This window comes from Salinibacterium sp. PAMC 21357, from assembly GCF_000247645.1.
Taxonomy (GTDB): domain Bacteria; phylum Actinomycetota; class Actinomycetes; order Actinomycetales; family Microbacteriaceae; genus Rhodoglobus.
Genome location: NZ_AHWA01000004.1, coordinates 950,375 through 970,566, shown reverse-complemented (window position 1 = coordinate 970,566; position 20,192 = coordinate 950,375). Strand labels below are relative to the sequence as shown.

The following is a 20,192-nucleotide window of genomic DNA, read 5'->3' as shown; positions in this document are numbered from 1 at the left end:
TTTCACATCAGCACCGCGTATTCACTCTGAAGGGCCAGCGTCATGACCGAGCACGATTCCCGAGACCTCGACGCCTACGCGCTCGAACTAGATCAGGCCCACATCTTTCATTCGTGGTCGGCGCAGACTCCCGCGCATGCTGCCGCCGTGAGCATCAAGAGTGGGCTCGGCACCCGCGTCTGGGATCACGCCGGAAATGAATATCTCGACTTCTCTAGCCAGCACGTCAACGTGAATCTGGGGCACCAGCATCCGGCCCTGCTCGAAGCTATCCGGGTGCAGTCTCAGCTGCTCGCGACGATCTCACCGCCGACGGCCAACGTGACCCGTGGTGAGGCAGCCAAACGTCTGGCAGCGATTGCACCCGAGGGCTTCAATCGCGTGTTCTTTACGAACGGCGGCTCAGACGCCAACGAGAATGCGATGCGGATGGCGCGGCTCTACACCGGGCGCGACAAGATTCTTTCGGCATACCGGTCGTATCACGGCAACACCGGCAGCAGCATCGTGGCCACGGGTGATCCGCGCCGCATCCCGAACGAGTTCGCGCGCGGGCACGTGCACTTCTTCGGGCCGTATCTGTATCGCTCCGAGTTCTGGGCGACGACGCCCGAGCAAGAGAGCGAACGGGCGCTGCAGCATTTGCGGCGAGTGATTGAAGCGGAGGGCGCCGAGTCGATTGCGGCGGTGCTGCTCGAACCGGTGCCGGGAACTCCGGGCATCCTGTTGCCACCGGCCGGCTACCTCGCCGGGGTTCGCCAACTGTGTGATCAGCACGGCATCCTGCTGATCTTCGACGAAGTGATGTGTGGCTTTGGGCGCACCGGTGAGTGGTTTGCGTTCGACGCCTTCGACGTGCGGCCCGACCTCATCACCTTCGCCAAGGGCGTGAACTCGGGCTATGTTCCCGTCGGCGGTGTGATTATCGACGACCCGATTGCAGCCTTCTTCAACGACCGGGTGTTCCCGGGTGGATTGACGTATTCGGGGCATCCGCTCGCTGCCGCCACCATTGTGGCCTCGCTCGACACCATTGCCTCCGAAGGCATTCTTGAGCACGTGCGTGATATCTCGGAGAACCACCTCGGGCCAGCACTGCACGCGCTCGCCGAGCGTCATCCGTCGATCGGCGAGGTGCGCGGTCGCGGAGTGTTCTGGGCCCTGGAACTCGTCACTGACCGGGGCACGCGCGAACCCGTTGCGGCCGCGACGATGGGGCGCATTCGTGCTGGCCTGGTGGAGCGCGGGCTGCTGCCCTTTGTGTCAGAAAACCGCATCCACGTATTGCCACCGTGCGTTGTCACGCCCGCCGAAATCGCTGAGGCGATGGAGATTTACGACGCGGTGCTGACAGCAGAATTGGCGTGAAACGTGGCATTCTAATGTTATGACGAGCGACACGGCCGCAAAGCTGCGGGCGATCCCCACACTCTCGGGCACAAGTCCCGCCCTTGACCGAGCGGCGCTGCCCGCAGACCCGGCGACTCTCTTTTATGAGTGGCTCGACGGCGCGCTCGAAGCCTCGGTGGAGGAACCATTGGCGATGACTCTCGCTACCGTGGATGCTGAGGGCACTCCCGATGCGAGAACCCTCATCCTCAAGGATGTGGATGATCGGGGCTGGGCATTCGCTGGCCCCCGAGCCAGCGCTAAAGGGATCCAACTTGCCGCGCATCCTGCCGCAGCGCTCAACTTCTGGTGGCAACCGCTTGTGCGCGCCATACGGGTGAGAGGACCGGTAGTAGAAGCAAGCCGAGCCGATAGCGACGCTGACTTTGCATTGCGAGATGCGGCAGCGCGGGAGAATGCTGACCCAGACGGCTGGGTTCTGTGGCGACTGAAGGCTGAGCACGTCGAGTTCTGGCAAGGATCATCGGACCGAAAACACCACCGGATCGTCTATCGTCTAGTGGACGGAATATGGTTGCGTGGGTGACTGTCCCGCGTCGATAATGTCTCGGTAGTCGCACAGGCAGATGGACAAGGATCGGTAGAGGGTAGCCGGAAGCCCGCACCTTCAGAAGAATAAGAGCAATGACAGCAATCAGCGTGGAACGCGATAGTCGTCGCGTCGAGACTGCGCCGCCACGACGCGCAGACTCCGTTGTTCCGCGCCTTCTGCGAGTGGCGTGGCAGCTTGTCGCTATGGCGTGCCTCGCGCTGGCACTCATTACCGGCATCGTGGCAATGCATTCGCTGGTCTCGCCCACGTCGCATTCCGACATGGGGATGTCGGCGGCGATGTCGACCGGCAGTAGCACCGCTGAGCATTCGACCATGATCGCCTCCGTCGTCTCGAGCCCAGATTGTGTGGGCTGTGGCGACGACGCATCAATGGTTCTTATGTGGTGTGTGCTTGCGCTTCTCACTGTCTCGCTTCTCCTCGCAGCGCCCAGGCTGGTGCGCGGTTGGGGCCAATACGTTGAGCAGCGGTTGATGGTTGCTGTGCCGTTCCCGCGATGGGCGCGGGTGGTACCGCCACGTCCTAATCTCATAACTCTCTGCATTAGTCGCACTTAAGAGGCGCACTGTCGGCTCAGCTTAGACGCGCCTTACGCGGGCCGCTCTGGTCACGCGCTTATTAGTGATTAATTTGGAGAACTTTAGAGATGAAAATTCGTTTCGCGGCGACCGCCGCAATTGCCCTGACTGCACTGCTGACGCTCTCGGGGTGTGCAAACGCTGAGACAGAATCTGGTCAAAGCCCCGACCCGTCGCCCACCGATTCGGTATCGATCGCTGATGCGAACAACGCGGATGTCATGTTCACCGCAATGATGATTCCCCACCACGAGCAAGCAGTGGAGATGGCTGACATGGTGCTTGAGAAGGACGGTATCGACGAGCGTGTCATCACACTCGCTCAAGAGATCAAGGCAGCCCAAGGCCCTGAAATCGAGCTCATGAACGCGTGGCTTGAGGACTGGGGTCTCGATATGGCAGACGATATGGGTGGCATGGACCACGGTGACGGAATGATGAGTGGCTCCGACATGTCTGAGCTTGACGCTGCCAACGGCGATGACGCCTCCCGCTTGTTCCTCGAGCAAATGATCGTCCACCACGAAGGCGCGATCGAGATGGCTGAGACGGAAATCGATGAGGGGCAAAATGCAGATGCTGTAGCGCTTGCTCAAAAGATTATCGATGCTCAAGCCGCCGAGATCACCATCATGCAGGACATCATTAGCTCTCTGTAATGGCATGGGGTCCGCCGTCTGTGGGCGGCGGACCCTTGCCGTCGTGTATTGCTTATTAGGGTTGGGAGCGGAAGGAAATCGCATGGCTCCACGTACAGACAAAATTTCGCTCATGGGCTCAGTGTCGTTGGGCACGGGAGTGATGATCGGCGCGGGAATCTTTGCTCTCGTCGGTCAGGTCGCAGAATTCGCCGGAGACTTCTTCCCGCTCGCCTTCTTACTTGGCGCAATCGTTGCCGCCATCAGCTCGTACTCCTACGTTCGCTACTCCAGCGTGAATCCCTCCTCGGGCGGGATCGCGATGTTACTGAAGGACGCTTACGGGCCTGGAGTCGCCGCCGGCTCGTTCTCGCTATTCATGTACGTCTCGATGGTGGTGGCAGAGAGCCTGTTGGCGCGCACCTTCGGCACCTACCTGCTGCGGCCTTTCGGGCTGCAAGATTCTGTGATTCTGGTTCCTATCTTGGGCGTTGCCGCAATCGTCACTGCCGCGATTGTGAACTTCATTGGCAACACCATGGTCGAACGCTCGGCGACAATCACCGCAGTCGCCAAGATCATCGGGATCGCCGTGCTCGCTATTGCGGGCCTGATTGGCGTCGCGGCGGCCGGTGACGGCTTTTCGGCGAAATCTTCTGGTGACCCAATCAATATTGTTGGGGTCCTAGCGGGCACTACGTTGTGCGTTCTCGCCTATAAGGGCTTCACCACCATCACTAATCAGGGTGACGACATTCGTGACCCGAAAAGAAACATCGCCCGGTCCATCCTCATTTCGTTGGCGATCTGCACCTTCTTGTACTTGCTGATCACGGTGTCCGTGAGTTCGAGCATCGGTGCGAGCGGAGCTGTGGATGCTCGCAACTACGCTTTGGCACAAGCGGCGGAGCCCTTCTTCGGCGCGTGGGGTGTCGGCATTACCGTCGCGATCGCTGTGGTGGCGACGCTCTCGGGGCTGCTCGCGAGTTTGTACTCAGTGTCGCGGCTCTACGGGATGCTGCAGGAGATGAAGCAGGCTCCATCGTTGCCGAAGTCGGTTCCGCATCAGCCCATGGTCATCACTGCGGGCCTCGCCATTCTCGTCACCGTGTTTCTCGATCTCAGCCAGATCGCGTCGATGGGCGTCTTCCTCTACTTGACGATGGATATGGCAGTGCAGTGGGGTGTCATCCGCCGACTGCGGGCCAAGATTGAGGCGCGAATCTGGCTTCCGGTGCTGACCATCGTGCTGGATCTCGCCATCCTGATCCCGTTTGCGGTTCTCAAGATTCAGAGCGACCTCTTTACGGTGACCGTGGCTGCGGTGGTCGCGGCTGCCATCGTTGCAGCGCAGGTCGTGACGGTGCGCACGCGCTCGCAGAGCTGACCGGCAGGCTCGCGCCGCGCCGCGCCCGCCCGCGCCCGACCTCCGCTATTCGCGTTCGTCGGCTCCGCGGGCCAAGCGCTGCGAGACCCACACGGGAATGAACGAGGCGAGAATCACGACGGTCGCGACGACGTTGACGAGGGATGCCTCGTTGGGTCGTGCCATTTGGTTCATGATCCAGAGCGGCAGGGTGTCGACACCGGGCGGGGCCGTGAAGATCGTGACAACAACCTCGTCGAAGCTCAGCGCGAACGCGAGAATCGCACCGGCAACGAAGGCGCTGCGGAACTGCGGGAACGTCACGAGCCGGAACGTCTGCAGCGGGGTTGCTCCGAGGTCGCGGGAGGCTTCCTCGATGCTGGGGTTGATGCGGCGCAAACGGGCGAGCACATTGTTGAAGACCATGACGATGCAGAAGGTGCCGTGGGCGATGATCATGCCGAAGTATCCGACCTCGATGCCGATCGGTTCAAGCACCTGGTTGTAGGTGTTGTTGAGGGCAACACCGGTCACGATGCCGGGCAGGGCGATCGGCAGCACGACGAGCAGGTTCACGGTCTGCTTGCCGAAGAAGGTATAGCGCTGCAGGGCGAAGGCCACGAGCGTGCCCAAGATGAGCGCAATCACCGTCGCGCCGAGGCCGACGATCACCGAGTTGAGCAGAGCAGCCCGGATGGGTTCGCTCACGAATGCCTTCTCCCACCAGATTGTGGAGAACTCGGTAATCGGCCAGCTCGACAGGCGCGCGGCGCTGAAGGAGTTGATGACCACCAAAAACAGGGGGATGTACATGAACGCGAGGGAGATCGCGACGATAGTGCCGAGGGTGAACTTGGCGCCGAGGGAAAGTCTCAACATGGCGGTATCACATCCGTTCCAGTGCGCCAGTGCGCTGGATACTGACGAGGTAGATGACAACAAACGCGATCGGCACAAGCGAGAACGCGGCGGCGATCGGAGGGTTGAGGTTGATGTTTGAGGCGATGATGCTTCCGATCATTTGAGTCGATCCACCCACGAACTTGGCGGCGATGTAGTCACCGAGGCTGAGCGAGAACGTGAAGATGGAGCCGGCAATGATCGCGGGCTTAATGAGAGGGAGAACGACGGTGCGGATCGTGAATCCGGCACCTGCGCCTAGGTCAGACGAAGCGTCGAACAGGTTGGGCGGCAGCTGGCGGATCGCGGTGTAGACCGGCACTGCCATGTACGGCAGCCACAGATAGGTGAGCGTCAGCACGACGGTGACGATGCTGAAGCCGGGGCCGCTGATGCCGAGCGGGCCGAGCATCGAGTTGAAGAAGCCTTCTTCGGTGAAGGTGATGCGCATGGCCAGAATCTTTACGAGGTAGCCAGCCCAGAGCGGGAGGGTGATCGCGACGGCCAGAATGGCGCGCAGCTTGGGCGAGGCAACTTTGGCCATGAAGATGCCGAGCGGAACCGAGATCAGGATGCTCAACACGGTCACCGCGAGGGCGATCCCGAGAGTGCGAATCGACGTCGAGGCGTAGGCGGGGTTCGCGATGATCTGCTCAAAGTTGCGGAGGGTGAAGCCCGGCTTCACCTTGGAGGTGAACGGGTCGGTCACCCAGAACGCCGTCACGAGAAGCATGACGAGCGAGAAGATGTAGATGCCGATGAGCCACAGCATAGGCAGCGCCAGCAGTGCCGAGAGTTGCGCGCGGCGATTCATGGGAGTCCGATCGATGGGTGCTGAAGAAGAGAGGATGAGGGGTGGGTTGGTGAGGCCCACCCCTTTTAGCTAGCTAGCCTTTTACGGAGAGCCAGGCATCCGTCCACTGCTGGAAGTTCGTGCAGGTGACGTCAGTGCGACCATCGATGCACTGCTCGATGGGGGTGGTCCAGAACCAGACGTTGCTGAAGTACTCTTCGTCGGTGGCGTTGAAGTACTCGCAGTGTGCTGCGGCTTCGTCGCTCGTCTCGCAGAAGGCAGCGTTGGCAGGAGCCATACCGAAGTTGGTAGCGATAGCGCCGTTGACCTCAGCGGCGCTGGTGTAGTCGACCCAGGCGTAGGCGCAGTTCGGCGACTGCGACTCGGCGGCGATCATCCAGGCATCCGACCAACCGGTCGAACCCTCTTCAGGAAGAACGCTCTTGAACTTGTCATCATCGGTGAGCTTGCGCAGAATCTCCCACGAGGTGCCGAGCGCAGTGGTGCCGCCGGCGAACGAAGTGATCTGAGCGGCAGGATCTGCCCAGTACTCGGAGACGATCTTGTTCTGCTGCTGGAGCAGATCGATCGCAGCATCAAGCTGAGTCTGGTCGAGTGCGTACGGGTTGGTGATGCCAAGGTCAGGCTCGTGAGCCATCAGATATACAGCGGCGTCAGCAATGTAGATCGGTGCGTCGTACGCGATAATCTGTCCCGCGTAGGGGCTGTCAGCTTCCCACGCAACATCCCAGCTCGTAGGTTCTTCGGTCACAACATCGCTGTTGTACTGCAGGATGTTGGCGCCGCGGCCAATCGGAACTCCATACGATTTGCCGTTGATGGTGTCATAGATCTGACCCTTCATGCCCTCAACGATGTCGTCACCGAAGTTGGGAACGAGGTCGAGGTTGATGGGCTGAACGTCGCCACCGGCGATGAGACGAAGGCTTGCATCGCCCGAAGCGGAGACGATGTCGTAGTCACCGGTGCGCATGAGCTGAACCATCTCGTCACTGGTGCCAGCAACGCGACGGTTGACCGTGCATCCGGTTTCTGCAGTGAACTCGTCGGACCAGGCTGGCTCAACAAAACCGCTCCACGCGACAATGTTGACTTCGCTTTCCATCTCGCCCAACTCTTCGAGCATGGGGATGTCGGGCACGTCGATGGAAAGCCCACCGGTTGCGGTGCTGTCGGTTGCCGCCGAACAGCCGGTGAGGGCGAGAGCGGCAACAGCGAGAAACGCTGCGCCGGTCATGATTTTGGATCTCATGGTGACTCCTTTAGGTGAATGGTGAGTGCGTGTGCTGCGTGTGCTGCGTGTGCTGAAGGTGTTGCTGGTGAGGATGCGGCTGGTCCGGTTGTGCCGAAAGCGCCGGTGCTGCGGGGGTGATCTGTTAGCCGATGCGCGAGGCGTGATCGGTGGTCCATTCGACGCGCACCCGGTCGCCGCGCGCGAAGGCGGATTCGGCGGAGGGGTGATGGTCGTTGGCTCGTTCGGCGATCACGCGAACACCCGATTCGGTGTCGACGAGAAAGCGTGTGGTTGGTCCGGTGTAGACGGTTTCTGACACCGTGCCGAGCAGGGAGACGGCTCCGGCGCTCGCCGCGGTGTCGGCGGTGAGCAGGCGCACACGTTCGGGGCGCACGCTCGATTGCGCGCCATCCGCAGACAGTTCGGCGGGGATGAGGTTGGAGAGTCCGAGAAACTTGGCGACGAATTCGGTGGCCGGGAATTCGTAAACTTCACGGGCGGTGCCGACCTGTTCGACGCGGCCGTTGTTGAAGACGGCGACGCGGTCGCTCAGCGTGAGGGCTTCTTCTTGGTCGTGGGTGACGAAAATGAACGTGATGCCGACTTCGCGCTGAATCTGTTTGAGCTCGATCTGCATTTCTTCGCGCAGTTGCTTGTCGAGGGCGCCGAGCGGCTCATCGAGCAGCAGCACTTGGGGGCGCAGGATGAGCGCGCGAGCCAGAGCGATGCGCTGGCGTTGGCCACCCGAGAGCTGGTGTGGCAGGCGGTCGGCCACGGCTGAGAGGCGAACTTGCTCGAGGGCTACCCCCACTTGCGTTGCGCGTTCGGCGCGGCTGACTCCGGCAACCCGCAGGCCGTAGCCCACGTTCTCGGCAATCGTCAAGTGTGGGAAGAGCGCGTAGTCCTGAAATACCGTGTTGACCTGGCGCGCATGCGGGGGAACGGCGGTCACGTCAGTTCCGCTGAGGTGGATGCTGCCGCTCGTGACGTTCTCAAAGCCTGCGATCATCCGCAGCACGGTGGTCTTGCCTGATCCGGAGGGGCCGAGCATCGAGAGGAACTCCCCCGGTTTGACGTCGAGGTTGAGGGATTCAACGGCGGTGAAGTCGCCGAATTTTTTCGAGACACCAGAGAGGGTTACGGCACCGGGCGCTGTGAGGGAGTCCGATTCGGACGGGGCTTGCTGGGCGGACGCGTGCACGAAGGACTCCTTGGAACGACATTGATCTCTGAGTGGATCTAAACCTATAGAACCAGAGTTCATATTTCAAGCGTGTGTCCAAATCGTCACAAATAGGCAATGGCTCAGGTGATCAGTGCGAGAATTGAGCAATGCACTCGACCGACTCGGCGAAAACGCCGCGAAATAGTGCGGTGGTCGGCGATGACACCGCACGCTCTCGCGATGCCGCGCGGCCCGGCAGGCTGCAGGGCGCACTCTTTCAATCCATTGGTGATGCCGGTCGAGCTGAACTCGTTGAACGTCGACTCGCGAGCGCAATCACGGGTGGCCACCTGCGTGCCGGTGAGCGTCTCCCGTCGGAATATGACCTCGCCCGCAGCTTTGGGGTAGCCCCGACGACCGTGCGCGAATCGCTCCTCGCGTTGCGCAGTCAGGGCCTCGTCGTGACACGTCGCGGGCGCAATGGCGGCAGCTTCGTCGCAGATTCTGCTGACCCGGTCGCCCACGCGCGCACCGCTTTGGCGGCAACATCCCGCGTCGCTCTTCGTGACCTGGGCGCCCACTATGCGGCCATCACCGCAGCGTGCGTTCGTCTCGCCGCGCGGCGGGCGGTGCCGTCGGAGGTACAGCAGGTGCGTTCGCGATTAGATCGCCTCGATGAGTCAGATCTTGAACAGTGGCGAAGAACCCTCGACGATGCGCAGATCGAACTTGTTGCCCTCAGCCAGTCGGCTCGGCTCACTCGCGAACAGATGCGATTGCAGGCGGAAATGTCTCCCCTGCTGCGCCTCGTTGATGCGAACGAGACATCGCGCAGCGCCCAACATGCCCTGCTGCTGAGCGTCGTAAATGCCGTCGAGGCGGGCGATGATCACGAAGCCGTTGCGGCTACCGAACGCATGGTCGATGCCGTGATCGATGCCCTCATTGATCTGCAGTCCCAATCGCGCTGAACTAGCGGTGCAGGGCATCTGGTGCATAAGATGCCACGAACAGGATCAGTCAGAGTAGGCGGCACCCGATGATAACCAGCCAGAGCGCAGCGCAACGATGACGACAGCAACGACGACGAGCACAGCAGCTCGCGCGGCAGCCATCGTCTCGCACTATTTCAGCGCCCCGATTGCCAGTCTCGAAGCCACCGCAGCCCTGCTCGGCACCGAGCTCGCGGCATCCGGAAACCTCGGCGCGCTCTCGTCTCAGCAGCTTGATGCGCTGGTTGAACCACACGCTCTCGCGACGGTGTCGCTTCCCGAGGTTCACGTCTACGGTGCCGGTTTTATTGCGGCCGTTGGACTGCTGACGGATGAGCGAAACCATCTCTCGTGGTGGCAGGGCGATGACCCCAAACGCCTGCTTTTGGCCGCGCAATCGGTGAACAAAGAGCACATCGATTACAGCGAACTCGAGTGGTTCCGCGTGCCGATGGAGACCGGTCGCGGTCACGTTGCTGGGCCCTACGTCGATTACCTTTGCAGCGACGAATACACGATCACGATCGCCGCTCCCGTGCACATTGACGGCACGTTCGTCGGCGTCGCCGGCCTCGATTTGCTCATCGATTCTGTTGAGCGCCAACTGCTGCCGAAGCTCGCCGAATTGGGCGACAAAGTTACCCTCGTGAACAGTGTCGGTCGCGTTGTGATCTCGACGGATCCGCGTCACGCTACCGGCGATGCTGTGCGTGGCGGCGCGCTCGCCGAGCTGCCGCGCACCGCTTGCGAGGGCGTCGCGCTGGAGATCATCGCGGAATAATTCAGGCGTCGGCGAGAAAGCATCGCTCCGTATCTCGAACGCGTAAGGCGAGCCGCCGTATGCTCTTCGTATGGCGACGACGGGTGTTCAGGCGAATTCGTTGGGATCCAACGAGGGGGTGTCAATGCGTCTTGCGGCGCTGGAAGATTTGTCCGGTGTCGTGGGCACTCTCGTGGAGGCGTTCGACAAGGACCCGGTGTGGTCTTGGGCGTTTCCCGATCCCCAGTTGCGTGCTGCGCAGCACGCAACTGTCTTTCGGATGACCGTCGCCCACGCCATTGCGAATAAGGCCGCCTGGCTCACCGCGGGTTGCGGAGCGGTCGTGACGGCGTTTGGCCCCGGCGTCAATGAAATGTCCGATTCGGATGCGGAACGGTTTCCGTCCGTTCTTCGTGGTTTTCTCGGAGATCACGCCGAGGCAGTAAACGGTCTCTTCGAACGCTTCGAGCACGCTCGCCCTGTCGATACTCCGCACCTCTACATTTCCATGCTCGGCGTTCAAGATCAGGCACGCGGGAACGGAATCGGGATGGCGCTGCTCGCTGGTGTCGTAGCGCAGGCAGATGCTCAAGGAATGGGAACTTATCTAGAGTCCAGCAACGGTGCCAATGACCGACGCTATGAGGCAGCGGGATTCAGGATGCACGGCAGTGTTCCTGTAGCGCCGGGGTTGCCGGCGGTTAACACAATGTGGCGGGATCCGGCGCGAGGCAAATAGCGCATCCCCCCGAACGCCGAAACGGCTCCCCGGATATTCCGGGAAGCCGTTCGAGGGGTATGCGCGTAATTAGGCTGCGGCGGTGGCCAGCTGCTCGGTGCGCACGGTTGCCAAGCCGCGCGTCCACGCGGTGAGCTGGTCGACCATGGGTGCCAGCGTGCCAGCGTTTTGCTCGGTCGGGGCGAAGACGGTGAAGTTTTCGAAGTCAGTGAACAGCGAGAACATGACGGAGCGCTGCACGTGAGCTACTTGCAGTTCGGAGAGGATTCCGCGCAGGTGCTCGACGGCGCGAACGCCGCCCATGGAGCCGTAGGAGACGAAGCCGGCTGCCTTGTTGTTGAACTCGGCGTTGAGGTACGAGAGGGCGTTCACGAGAACTGGTCCGGCGCTGTGGTTGTATTCGTGGGCAACGAAGATGAAGCCGTCGAATTCGCTAATCTTGGCTGACCACGCTTTGGTGTGGTCGTTTTGGTAGTTCTGGTACGCGGCGGGGTAGGGCTCGTCGAGCATCGGGAGGTCGAAGTCGGCGATGTTGACGATTTCGAACTCGGCGTCGTCTCGGGTCGAAACCTGGGCGAGAACCCATTCGGCGACGGACTGGTTGACGCTGCCCGGGCGGCTAGCACCCGTGATGATCGCAATCTTGGTCATGCTGTATCCCCTTAGGACGAATTTTGTTGACGTGTCACTAAAGATGTTGTCATATCAACAATAAAGTGTCAAACTAAATCTTGCGAGCGATGAAAAGAGGCTGTGATGACGAACGCACAGGAAATGGATGACCGCGAGAACGCCGTGTGGCGTGGTTTCGTGAGCGCAACACAGCAGCTGGCGTCGTCTCTCGACAGGCAGTTGGTTCAGGATGCTCAGCTCTCCGGTCCGGAGCACGTGGTGCTCACGGCGCTTGCCGAGCACGCCCAGCAGTCCGACATTCTCATTCGCGCCCGCGACTTGGGCCTCTCGCTCGGCTGGGACCGCAGCCGCCTCTCTCACCTGCTCAAGCGCATGGAGACCCGCGGCCTGCTGGAACGCAAGAGTTGCCCCTCGGATGCTCGCGGTCTCGACGTGCAGATCACCGCCGACGGTCTCGAAGCGGTGCGGCAGGCATCATCCGGTTACCTAGAGTTTGTGCGCACGCACTTCTTCGACCTGCTGACCCGCGAGGAGCAGGATGCCCTGGCTTCGGTCAGCGGCAAGATCAAGGCCACCCTCGAGCCTCAGTGCGATTCGGTGACAGCTGCTTCGTAGTCGCGCCAGCGGTATGAAGTACGGTCAATCGCGCGGTTTCTGCCCTGTGCTCACGGCTTAGGCGGGCGCTCCGATCGGGTCGAGTGACTTTGTGAGAACCTCGAACTGCAGGTCGTCACGCTGGGGGATCCCGAACCGCTCTTCGCCGTAGGGGAAGGGCTTCGTAATGCCGGTGCGCACGTACCCGCGTCGTTCATAGAAGGCGATGAGTTCCTCGCGCACATCGATCACCGTCATCTGCATCACGCTCACGCCCCACTCGCGAGCCGCGAACGCTTCGGCTTCCGCGAGCACCAGCTTGCCAACCCCGGCGCCTTGCTGATTCGGGTCGACCGAGAACATCCCGAAGTAGCCTTTCCCGTGGTCATCGGCAACGTGCGCGCAGGCGACGAGTTGGTCGCCCCGCTCGGCGAGCAGGATCCTCGACCGCGGTCGAGCGAGGTCTGCTTCCAGGGCTGCGGCATCCAAGCGTGCACCCTCGATCAGGTCAGCTTCGCTCGTCCAACCGGCCCGGCTCTCTTCGCCGCGATACGCCGAGGTGACGAGCGTCAGCAGCGCCGGGATGTCGTCGCGGGTCGCTGTGCGCAAGTTCAGGGTACTCATTCCAGCATCCTAGGCGCGGTCATCGACAGTGGGCGTTGGCTGACGTCGCCCTCACTGCTGGGCAGGTCGGACTTCCATCGTCTCGGTCTCGCCGCTGGGGATGAAGAGCTCTTGATCAGAGCAGATGGGGCCAGCAATCGTTTCCGTCGCGCCCGACGCGAACGTGGCGCGCACATCATCCGGAATACAGTCGACGCCGAGAAGGACCGTTGCGCCTTCTGCTGCGATAACGAGTTCTTCCGTGCCGGTAGTGATGATCACCTCGCTCGAGCTTTCATTGAGGATGGAGATGCCCTCGCTGCCTCCACTACTGCACGCAGTCAAGACTGCTGTCGTAGCCAGAAGCACTAGCGCGGCCGGGGCCAACCGTGTGCGGTTCCTCATGAGTCTCGTTTCGGCTGGTCCCGCGTTGCGAATTCCGCGGTGATGAAGGGAAGGTGCTGGCGGGGGAAGACCGCAGTGACAACGCCACCGCTCGGGAGGGTAGCCCCCACGGCGTAAATGAGCGGATCGGTCGCGATCTCAACGCCATCCACTATTCGTCCATCGATAACCACGGTGGTGGGTCGAGTGATTCTTCGTTCTGGCATCGGAGCGCGTCGCTCGCCGTGCTGCTCATCAAGCCCAAGCTCTTTCTGGAACTGATTCATCAGGATGTAATTGGCGTGTTGGGTGAGGAGGGCGCCGACATCAGTGAACTCCGATTCATCACGGTGCCAGTGCGTTTGCACGGCTTCCCATAGTGAGGGGTACCGCATGCTTTTGACCTGCTCGATCAGCCAGGCGGGTCGTGGCCAGGGTGGAACTTCCTCGATCGCGCGACGGGTATGTTCGTCGAGGATTTCAAGGTTCACCGGATCGGTTTTGTCCGTAGGGTTGCGCCACAGCGTCGCTGAGACGCTCACGCTCATGGCGGAAAAGCCTGCGCTGTCGGTGGCCGAGTTCACCGCGAGAGAGGTTGCCTGCACGGACGATTGTGCGACTAGGCCGATCACCGGAATTGGCATCTGCTTGACCAGCTCCTCGTGCTGCATGCGCGGGTCGGGTGCGTCTGCGGGGATGACGCCGGTGAAGTGCATGGTCTTATCGTGCGCCCCGCGGCAAGAAATGACAAGTGCTCGAAACTGGCGGCACATCCTTGATCTAGCGTGCAATGCAGGCTAGCCTGTAATGCATGACAGCGGATGTGGGCACTCAGCTTCGCAAGGGAGTGGTCGAGTTCTGTGTGCTCGGTCTGCTCGCGCGTGAGCCGATGTATGGCTGGCAGCTTTCGGAAAAGCTTGTCGCCGCTCAACTAATCGCCAGCATCGGCACGCTCTATCCCATGCTTTCGCGGCTGCGCACCCAAGGTCTCGTGACGAGCTACGACGAAGCGTCCGCTTCCGGGCCGGTTCGCAAGTACTACCGATTGACCCCGCAGGGCTCATCCCAACTCGAGACATTCCGGCTTCAGTGGGAGCCCTTCGCCGCAACCGTATTCACGTTCGTAGGAAAGGACCCCGAATGAACGACACGACTCCGCAAATTACGCGCGACTACCTCGTGCAACTCGAGGCGAGCATGTCTGGCGTGCGGCCCGATGTGCGAGCAGAGATGGTGGCGGGTATTCGGGAAGAACTCGACGGGCTGGATGCCGCAGCCGCCGCAGCGCGGATTGCCGACTTGGGCGATCCCACGTTCATTGCGGCCGAAGCGGCGGCGGCCACCGAGAGCGATCCGCGGCCGAGCGAATCACCGACAGCCGCGCCTCCGCAACCGCAGCCTGCGCCGAGTCGAGCCCTTCCCATCACCGCTGCGTTGCTAATCATCGTCGGTACCTTTGTGGTTCCGATTATCGGGCCACTTGTCGGGTTGGTGCTGATGTCGTTCTCGATGGCATGGTCGCGGCGGGAGAAGATCGTCGCCTGGCTGGCTCCGCTGGCGGTAACCCTCATCCTCGCAACTGCCAACGCGATCGTCATTGCGATGCAGTCATCTCCCGCAACCGAGGCGCGGAATGCTGTAACTCCCGGTTTGGGGTTGGGTGGGTGGCACCTCATCATCCTGATCCCCTACCTCGTGCTTCCGATCGTCGGTGTCGTGCTCTTCGTGCGGGCAAGCCGCCGAAATTGGCAGGCCTGAGGTTCGGGGAAGAGTCAGTCAGTGCGCGGCCTGTTGGGGTCACTGCACTGACCGCTGCCGAAGCCGTTCACTGGCTCGCCGCCGTTTCCGCACAGTGATCCGCCTGCTGGCGCCGCATCGACAACGGTTGTGGTGACAGCTGTCCACCCGACAACTTCTCCGGCAAAAACCAGGTCCATTTTGCTATCGAAAAGCTGGACAGTGCGCTCGCCGATGAGGAGCCCCGTTTCCGGGTCGATGATAATTTCATGAAGAAAGCCGTCTTTTTCTTCGCGCCCGAAGGCGACTCCGGTGCGGCCGTTCAAGGTCGCCGCCTCGTCGGTAATCTCGACGCCCGGGATTCCGGCTGCGGCCAGATAGAGCGCCGCACGAAGCTCGGCGGGAACCACTCCAGTACGCAGCGTTGTAGAGATAAAGTCGAACGCTTGCCCGTCCGCACTCACGCCATGACCGGCAGTAACCCGGTAAATGTAATTGAGCAGCTGCTGAGGGTCGCGCGGCAGATCATCTAGCCTCCAGTCTCGAGGTTTCGAATTATCGAAACTGCCATACGGCGCCCGACTGATTTGCTCTTCCTCAAAGCCTGCCCGGGCAGACTCCTGTGCCTCCTCTTCGAAACCCTCGCCGAAGACCTTGATCGCTGCTCGCGGTTCGGTTACGAGAACCCAATCGTCTGCGTCGTCGGCAGGAATGTACATCTGCGAGTCTTGGGTTCCGAGGTAGGCAAAGTGCTCCCACTCCGCTGTTTGTACACCTCCCGTAAAGACGGCCTCGGTATCGATCTTCAGATACTGGCCGGGGCCCACGACTGGGTCGGAATTCTCAATGGCAGCAGCCGCAGCATCGCTGAGGGCGGATGCGGCAGCAGCATCCGCGCCACCTCGCCAGCCGGCCAAGCCGAGCACGTCGGTGAACACAAGAGTCGCCACGAGTGCGCCAGCGGCGAGGGCGGTGGTGCCGCCGAAGAACGCAAAGCGCTTCTTCGAGTTGGGCTTAGCGATTGCTGGCTGTAGTCCAATGTGTTCCACGAGACCTCTGCGGCCTCGGCTGAGAGCGTCTACCGACGGATCGGCGACATTTTTACCGAACGATCGGAGCAGTTGAAGTTCGTCCACGATCCACCTCCTTCGCTGGCGCGATGCCAGCGGATAGGCGCAGCACTCGCCGCGCGCGATTGAGACGTGACCGAACAGTCCCGACGGGAATGTTCAAGGCGAGTGCGACGCCCTCATAGTCGAGGTCGCCCCACGCATACAGCAACAGTGCATCCCGGTCGCGAGCAGGCAGTTTGCGAATCGCCCCTGCCAGAGCCCGAATCGAGAGGTCGGCGTCGAGGCGATCATCGTGATTCTCGACGACCATCGCTGGAGGCCCCGAGGCGACGACCGCGCGCAAGAACCGCGCTTCCGACCCCCGCTGTTTGCGGATCAGCACTGTTGCGATCCCGAGCAGCCACGGCAGAGCACTCTCGAAGGCGCTATCAAAGCGGTTGCGCCGCTCAAAAGCGACCAAGAAAGTCTCGGCCATGATGTCATCCGCAGTGTCGACGCCCGCTCGCCGTGCCGCATACCGATAGACGGATGTCGCATGGCGGTCGTACATCTCGGCAAAGACCGCAGGGTTATCCCACGACCTCCGGATGATCTCGTTATCGCTAGTCACACTAGGTATTGCCCGATTGCTTGAATTAAGTTCACGATTGGCTTCTCACGCGAGCGTAGCGCAGCTAGCTTTTCTGCGGAACGTGCCCCCGCTAATGCCATAGAAGTATCAGTTATGCGCTCTCGCTGATACTTCTATGGCATTAGTGCGACGTCTCGTGACGCACAGCGTGAGAAGAAGTGAGTGACGCTTAGTGAACTAGTGCGCTCAGGCATCGTCATTCAGAGGCGGGTAGCTCGCCTCGGGGCAAGACCACGCGCAAGTCCAATTCCGGATTGTTCGCGACGCGGCCGGTGAAATGACGGCAAAATAGCGGGACCTAACCCTGATCTCGCCACCGCCAAACTTGCTCGTTAGTCGGAAGACGTAGCTGGGGGTTGTTCCAGGCCGAGGAACGGGTTGAGCGCGTCAGCGTACTCATCCCTCTGCCCGGTGCGCACAACCGTGGCTCCGTAGCTGAAGCTGATGCTGGCCACAGGCCAATCGAATTCCTTAGAGTCCTTCGCGGAATCGCCCGTCGGATCTAATGCGCCATCGTCGATTTTGATGAAAACCCATTGAACGCCGTCGGTCGCAGTTCCGGTCCACCGCCAGCACTCGTCACCGGTGTCGGCGCACCATTCGGGTACATCGTCGAGGATGAACTTCCCGAGGCCCGCATCCTGCGTGACTTGGCTGGCAGCGTCGAGAACCCGCTGCCACTCGCTCGGCTCAGGGGCGCTGTCTGAGGTGAAGTCGCGCAGTTGACGGTAGTGAGCATTGACTCTCCGCCGTAGCCATTGCCTGACTGCGGATACCAGTTCTTGTCGCCGAACCAGTCCGATTCGGGTTCGCTGGAAGTCATGGCGAGCCCGGAAGAGTCGACGATCGCCACTCGCAGCTGCTCGACCAGTTCACGTGCGGCGGGCTCCAGTTCGGCCTGATCCGGAAACCCGATCAGTTTTTCTCCGTCGATTCCTTCGTACGCAGGGTAGTTGACCCAGTCCACGGTGACTTCGGCGCCTGTCTCGTCGGTGTATGTGGTCGTCGGGGAGGGCTCGAAACCGAGCAAGCTGCACCCGCTGAGCAGAAGAGAAAGAGCGATCAGGAGCACGGCGTGAGTTCGCATGGCCACAGTCTCGCACGGCGGATGAAGGCGCGCGGATGCAACACTTTGGCTGCACAAAGCGACGCCCCCTCAGTCGCCCTTTCTTCTGAACAGCAACCTCAAGCCGAAGAATACGCAAGCGATAATGGCAAAGACAACGGCGGCTTTCGCCCAGAGTTGAAGGTCAAAGAGGGTCGAGACAAGGCCGATAGAAGATGCCATCAGCAGGAGCGTAAATCCGAAGTTCCAGGGACGTTGAGGGCTGGCAGTCATGCGTCAACCATAAGTTCACCGATTCAGTCAATCAATCGTGGGGCGACGGTCAGGTGGCATCGCGAACCGCTGCTTCACGAAGCAATTTCCGCTCAAAGGAACGGGCGAACCTCGATCTTTCGATTACAAGCCTGTGAACCCTCGGCGGCGAGGGCGTGCGCTGCGTCGAGATCAAGAGCCGTGACAATCCAGAAGCCAGCAACGAATTCTTTCGATGAGTGCAGCGGGCCTTCGCTCAGCACCGCCGTCTCGCCGCGGTTGTCGATGACGGCGGCGGTGGTGGCTGTGGGGAACTCCAGACCGCCGGCGAATATCCACTGACCCTCTGCGTGAAGTCGGTCATTGAAAACGTCGATTGCGGCCATTTCGGCTGCGGTGGCCAAGCTGGTTGAGTCGTGGATAACTGACAGTAGGTATTGCATCTCGCTATTGTGCAACATCCGGAGTCCATCGACAATAGATTTCGACCCTGTAATGAGGTGAAATCGCCATTCAGGAGAAGGAGAATCCTCATGAGCAATCCCGTCAGCATCACCCGCACCTTCGCCGCGACGCCAGAGCAGGTCTTTGACGCTTGGACGACACCTGCATCCTTCGCAATATGGTTCGGCACGGCCGCGCTCAGTGTCGTGGACGTTGAAATGGATGTCCGTGTCGGTGGCACATGGACGGCGACCATGCACCTTCCCGACGGCAACCTCAAGTACTGGGCGGGTGAGTACACCGAAGTAGACCGCCCCACGAGACTCGCTCTCACTCTCACCGATGAGCCTTCCGAGCCCGCTGGTGACCCCGTCACGGTAGACATTGTGGCGGTCAACGGTGGCACCGAGATGACGATGGTCCAGTCGGGCCAGGGCTTCGACGAGGAGGGTAAGGCTGCGGTCACGGCCGGCTACAACGCGTTCTTCGACGACATGGAGAAGCTGCTCGCGGGCTAGCGTTTTGGGGCTAGTCCCCAGAACTCGGAGGAAGGAGGTCTCGGTCGCCGATGACCGAGATAGTGTCGAGGCGCGGGTCGCGTGATAGCTTTCGGAAGAGATTGTCATCGGCGGCGATGATCAAGGAATCCGGGTAGAGTCGCTCGCCCCACGCGAGACGGCCTTCTTCGTCCCTGCACCGACTGCTCGATACTGTTTGCGGGATAAGTCATGTCTCACCGGCTCCAGAGTTGCGTTCGCGATCCCAAAGCTTTCAATTCACGATTGCTGCGACTCGGCACAGAGTTCTTCCCAGCGCGGACGCCACTCGACAGTTGGATCGCCCGCGAGCATCGCGTGGAGCTGGTCGATTTGTGCGTGCCATCCGGCGACGTAGGGAGTCAGATTCTCCATGGGCAACCCTTTTTCCTCGATGGTCAACCGGGTGCCTTCCCCTTCAGGCTCAAGCGTGGCTCTGACCGTTGTCATCGATGGTTCATCGTCGTGAAGCGTTAGCTCGATAAGTTGAGGGCGTTCGCACTGGGTAACGTTGATGGTGCCAGCCCATCCGGTAACCAAGGAAGCCTCGTACGTGTCCTCAGTGCCGCGGCGAGGCGAGACTTCACCGAACCAGCGTGCTAGACGGTTGGGTTCCGTGATCGCTTCCCACAGGTCGTCCGCCGACGTCGCAAAGACTGTGCTCACTTCGACGACGCCCGTGCCCTCGACAATTCGTGTCTGGCCTTGCACGGGAATGTGGATCATGATGCCTCCTTCTTGGTTTCTGCTCGTTGCGCGGGAGGCCGAGCGCGATTCCCTCTCGCAATTTCGGTTTGCAGTGCATCCAGTCGCTGCGTCCACTGTGCTCGATAGTCGTGGAGCCAGGCATCCAGAAGCTCTAGCGGCCCTGGGTCCAGATGGTAGATGCGAAACTGTGCGTCTGCGACAACGGTCACGAGTCCTGCCGAGCGCAACACTCGCAGGTGTCGAGAAACCCCGGGTCTGGCAATAGGCAACAGTTCGGCGAGTTCATTCACCGTTGCGGGGCCTTCGCGTAATCTCTCGACGATTCGTCGCCGGTTCTCGTCGGCGAGAGCGTGAAGCGTGAGATCCATAAGTTGAGCGTACC

At 61.0% G+C, this 20,192-nt stretch carries 27 protein-coding genes; 12 read left to right on the top strand and 15 right to left on the bottom strand.

Going from position 1 to position 20,192, the window contains the following annotated elements:
• The first annotated feature begins 42 nt into the window (after positions 1-42).
• The 5 genes from ON14_RS07995 to ON14_RS07975 all read left to right on the top strand — a co-directional run bounded on the left by ON14_RS07995 (position 43) and on the right by ON14_RS07975 (position 4,566).
• Positions 43-1,368 carry an aspartate aminotransferase family protein gene (locus ON14_RS07995; protein WP_010204371.1) on the top strand — a complete coding sequence of 442 codons (1,326 nt, stop codon included), beginning with the start codon at positions 43-45 and terminating at the stop codon, positions 1,366-1,368.
• Positions 1,369-1,387: 19 nt separating this feature from the next.
• Positions 1,388-1,936 (top strand): pyridoxine/pyridoxamine 5'-phosphate oxidase, encoded by a 549-nt coding sequence (locus ON14_RS07990; RefSeq protein WP_010204369.1) that lies wholly within the window; start codon positions 1,388-1,390, stop codon positions 1,934-1,936.
• A gap of 98 nt (positions 1,937-2,034) precedes the next feature.
• A complete protein-coding gene (locus ON14_RS07985) occupies positions 2,035-2,520 on the top strand; it encodes a DUF6153 family protein (RefSeq protein WP_010204368.1) in 486 nt (161 codons plus the stop codon).
• A gap of 89 nt (positions 2,521-2,609) precedes the next feature.
• Positions 2,610-3,200, top strand: a complete 591-nt coding sequence (locus tag ON14_RS07980) for a DUF305 domain-containing protein (protein ID WP_010204367.1) — start codon at positions 2,610-2,612, stop codon at positions 3,198-3,200.
• Between the two features lie 82 nt (positions 3,201-3,282).
• A complete protein-coding gene (locus ON14_RS07975; RefSeq protein WP_010204366.1) occupies positions 3,283-4,566 on the top strand; it encodes an APC family permease in 1,284 nt (427 codons plus the stop codon).
• A gap of 45 nt (positions 4,567-4,611) precedes the next feature.
• Here the strand turns inward: ON14_RS07975 and ON14_RS07970 are convergent, their stop codons facing one another.
• The 4 genes from ON14_RS07970 to ON14_RS07955 all read right to left on the bottom strand — a co-directional run bounded on the left by ON14_RS07970 (position 4,612) and on the right by ON14_RS07955 (position 8,694).
• Complete coding sequence (locus ON14_RS07970; protein ID WP_010204365.1) at positions 4,612-5,424, bottom strand: ABC transporter permease; 813 nt, start codon at positions 5,422-5,424, stop codon at positions 4,612-4,614.
• 7 nt (positions 5,425-5,431) lie between these two features.
• Positions 5,432-6,259 carry an ABC transporter permease gene (locus tag ON14_RS07965; RefSeq protein WP_050993039.1) on the bottom strand — a complete coding sequence of 276 codons (828 nt, stop codon included), beginning with the start codon at positions 6,257-6,259 and terminating at the stop codon, positions 5,432-5,434.
• Between the two features lie 73 nt (positions 6,260-6,332).
• The gene (locus ON14_RS07960; protein ID WP_026037608.1) at positions 6,333-7,511 is read right to left on the bottom strand and encodes an extracellular solute-binding protein; all 1,179 of its coding nucleotides are present in this window, start codon (positions 7,509-7,511) and stop codon (positions 6,333-6,335) included.
• A gap of 124 nt (positions 7,512-7,635) precedes the next feature.
• Positions 7,636-8,694 carry an ABC transporter ATP-binding protein gene (locus ON14_RS07955; protein ID WP_010204361.1) on the bottom strand — a complete coding sequence of 353 codons (1,059 nt, stop codon included), beginning with the start codon at positions 8,692-8,694 and terminating at the stop codon, positions 7,636-7,638.
• A 131-nt stretch (positions 8,695-8,825) separates the two neighbouring features.
• Between ON14_RS07955 and ON14_RS07950 the strand changes: the two genes are divergently transcribed.
• From ON14_RS07950 to ON14_RS07940, 3 genes are all read left to right on the top strand, one after another.
• Positions 8,826-9,629, top strand: coding sequence for a FadR/GntR family transcriptional regulator (locus ON14_RS07950; RefSeq protein ID WP_010204359.1), 804 nt, complete (start codon positions 8,826-8,828; stop codon positions 9,627-9,629).
• Between the two features lie 97 nt (positions 9,630-9,726).
• Positions 9,727-10,431 carry a cache domain-containing protein gene (locus tag ON14_RS07945; protein ID WP_010204358.1) on the top strand — a complete coding sequence of 235 codons (705 nt, stop codon included), beginning with the start codon at positions 9,727-9,729 and terminating at the stop codon, positions 10,429-10,431.
• A gap of 70 nt (positions 10,432-10,501) precedes the next feature.
• Entirely contained in the window at positions 10,502-11,149 is a 648-nt protein-coding gene (locus tag ON14_RS07940; RefSeq protein WP_010204356.1) for a GNAT family N-acetyltransferase, read from the top strand.
• 69 nt (positions 11,150-11,218) lie between these two features.
• Here the strand turns inward: ON14_RS07940 and ON14_RS07935 are convergent, their stop codons facing one another.
• Positions 11,219-11,800 (bottom strand): NADPH-dependent FMN reductase, encoded by a 582-nt coding sequence (locus ON14_RS07935; RefSeq protein WP_010204355.1) that lies wholly within the window; start codon positions 11,798-11,800, stop codon positions 11,219-11,221.
• 105 nt (positions 11,801-11,905) lie between these two features.
• On the opposite strand from ON14_RS07935, the gene ON14_RS07930 reads away from it, so the two are divergent.
• Complete coding sequence (locus ON14_RS07930; protein ID WP_010204354.1) at positions 11,906-12,397, top strand: MarR family winged helix-turn-helix transcriptional regulator; 492 nt, start codon at positions 11,906-11,908, stop codon at positions 12,395-12,397.
• Between the two features lie 57 nt (positions 12,398-12,454).
• On the opposite strand, the gene ON14_RS07925 is transcribed toward ON14_RS07930, so the two are convergent.
• Genes ON14_RS07925 through ON14_RS07915 form a run of 3 tightly spaced genes read right to left on the bottom strand, consistent with a single transcriptional unit; the run spans position 12,455 to position 14,079 of the window.
• Complete coding sequence (locus ON14_RS07925) at positions 12,455-13,000, bottom strand: GNAT family N-acetyltransferase (protein WP_010204352.1); 546 nt, start codon at positions 12,998-13,000, stop codon at positions 12,455-12,457.
• A 51-nt stretch (positions 13,001-13,051) separates the two neighbouring features.
• Positions 13,052-13,384, bottom strand: a complete 333-nt coding sequence (locus ON14_RS07920) for a hypothetical protein (protein ID WP_026037607.1) — start codon at positions 13,382-13,384, stop codon at positions 13,052-13,054.
• The gene (locus ON14_RS07915) at positions 13,381-14,079 is read right to left on the bottom strand and encodes a hypothetical protein (RefSeq protein WP_026037606.1); all 699 of its coding nucleotides are present in this window, start codon (positions 14,077-14,079) and stop codon (positions 13,381-13,383) included. Before ON14_RS07915 ends, ON14_RS07920 begins: the two co-directional genes overlap by 4 nt.
• A 95-nt stretch (positions 14,080-14,174) precedes the next feature.
• Between ON14_RS07915 and ON14_RS07910 the strand changes: the two genes are divergently transcribed.
• Positions 14,175-14,507, top strand: a complete 333-nt coding sequence (locus tag ON14_RS07910; protein WP_010204350.1) for a PadR family transcriptional regulator — start codon at positions 14,175-14,177, stop codon at positions 14,505-14,507.
• Entirely contained in the window at positions 14,504-15,121 is a 618-nt protein-coding gene (locus tag ON14_RS07905; protein WP_010204349.1) for an HAAS signaling domain-containing protein, read from the top strand. Before ON14_RS07910 ends, ON14_RS07905 begins: the two co-directional genes overlap by 4 nt.
• 14 nt (positions 15,122-15,135) lie before the next feature.
• Here ON14_RS07905 and ON14_RS15170 read toward each other — a convergent pair whose 3' ends face one another.
• From ON14_RS15170 to ON14_RS07880, 5 genes are all read right to left on the bottom strand, one after another.
• Positions 15,136-16,236, bottom strand: a complete 1,101-nt coding sequence (locus tag ON14_RS15170) for a CU044_5270 family protein (RefSeq protein ID WP_010204348.1) — start codon at positions 16,234-16,236, stop codon at positions 15,136-15,138.
• Entirely contained in the window at positions 16,202-16,783 is a 582-nt protein-coding gene (locus tag ON14_RS07895) for an RNA polymerase sigma factor (protein ID WP_237719694.1), read from the bottom strand. The genes ON14_RS15170 and ON14_RS07895 overlap by 35 nt, the downstream gene beginning before the upstream one ends.
• Before the next feature lie 523 nt (positions 16,784-17,306).
• The gene (locus tag ON14_RS07890) at positions 17,307-17,891 is read right to left on the bottom strand and encodes a hypothetical protein (protein ID WP_010204346.1); all 585 of its coding nucleotides are present in this window, start codon (positions 17,889-17,891) and stop codon (positions 17,307-17,309) included.
• A gap of 69 nt (positions 17,892-17,960) precedes the next feature.
• Complete coding sequence (locus tag ON14_RS07885; RefSeq protein WP_010204345.1) at positions 17,961-18,143, bottom strand: hypothetical protein; 183 nt, start codon at positions 18,141-18,143, stop codon at positions 17,961-17,963.
• Positions 18,144-18,235: 92 nt separating this feature from the next.
• The gene (locus ON14_RS07880; protein WP_026037605.1) at positions 18,236-18,565 is read right to left on the bottom strand and encodes a YciI family protein; all 330 of its coding nucleotides are present in this window, start codon (positions 18,563-18,565) and stop codon (positions 18,236-18,238) included.
• 90 nt (positions 18,566-18,655) lie between these two features.
• Here ON14_RS07880 and ON14_RS07875 point away from each other — a divergent pair, with 90 nt between their 5' ends.
• Entirely contained in the window at positions 18,656-19,084 is a 429-nt protein-coding gene (locus ON14_RS07875) for an SRPBCC family protein (protein ID WP_010204343.1), read from the top strand.
• Positions 19,085-19,342: 258 nt separating this feature from the next.
• Here ON14_RS07875 and ON14_RS07870 read toward each other — a convergent pair whose 3' ends face one another.
• Together ON14_RS07870 and ON14_RS07865 are read right to left on the bottom strand one after the other, a co-directional pair.
• Positions 19,343-19,828, bottom strand: a complete 486-nt coding sequence (locus ON14_RS07870; protein ID WP_010204341.1) for an SRPBCC domain-containing protein — start codon at positions 19,826-19,828, stop codon at positions 19,343-19,345.
• Entirely contained in the window at positions 19,825-20,178 is a 354-nt protein-coding gene (locus ON14_RS07865; RefSeq protein ID WP_010204339.1) for an ArsR/SmtB family transcription factor, read from the bottom strand. Before ON14_RS07865 ends, ON14_RS07870 begins: the two co-directional genes overlap by 4 nt.
• Positions 20,179-20,192: the final 14 nt, after the last annotated feature.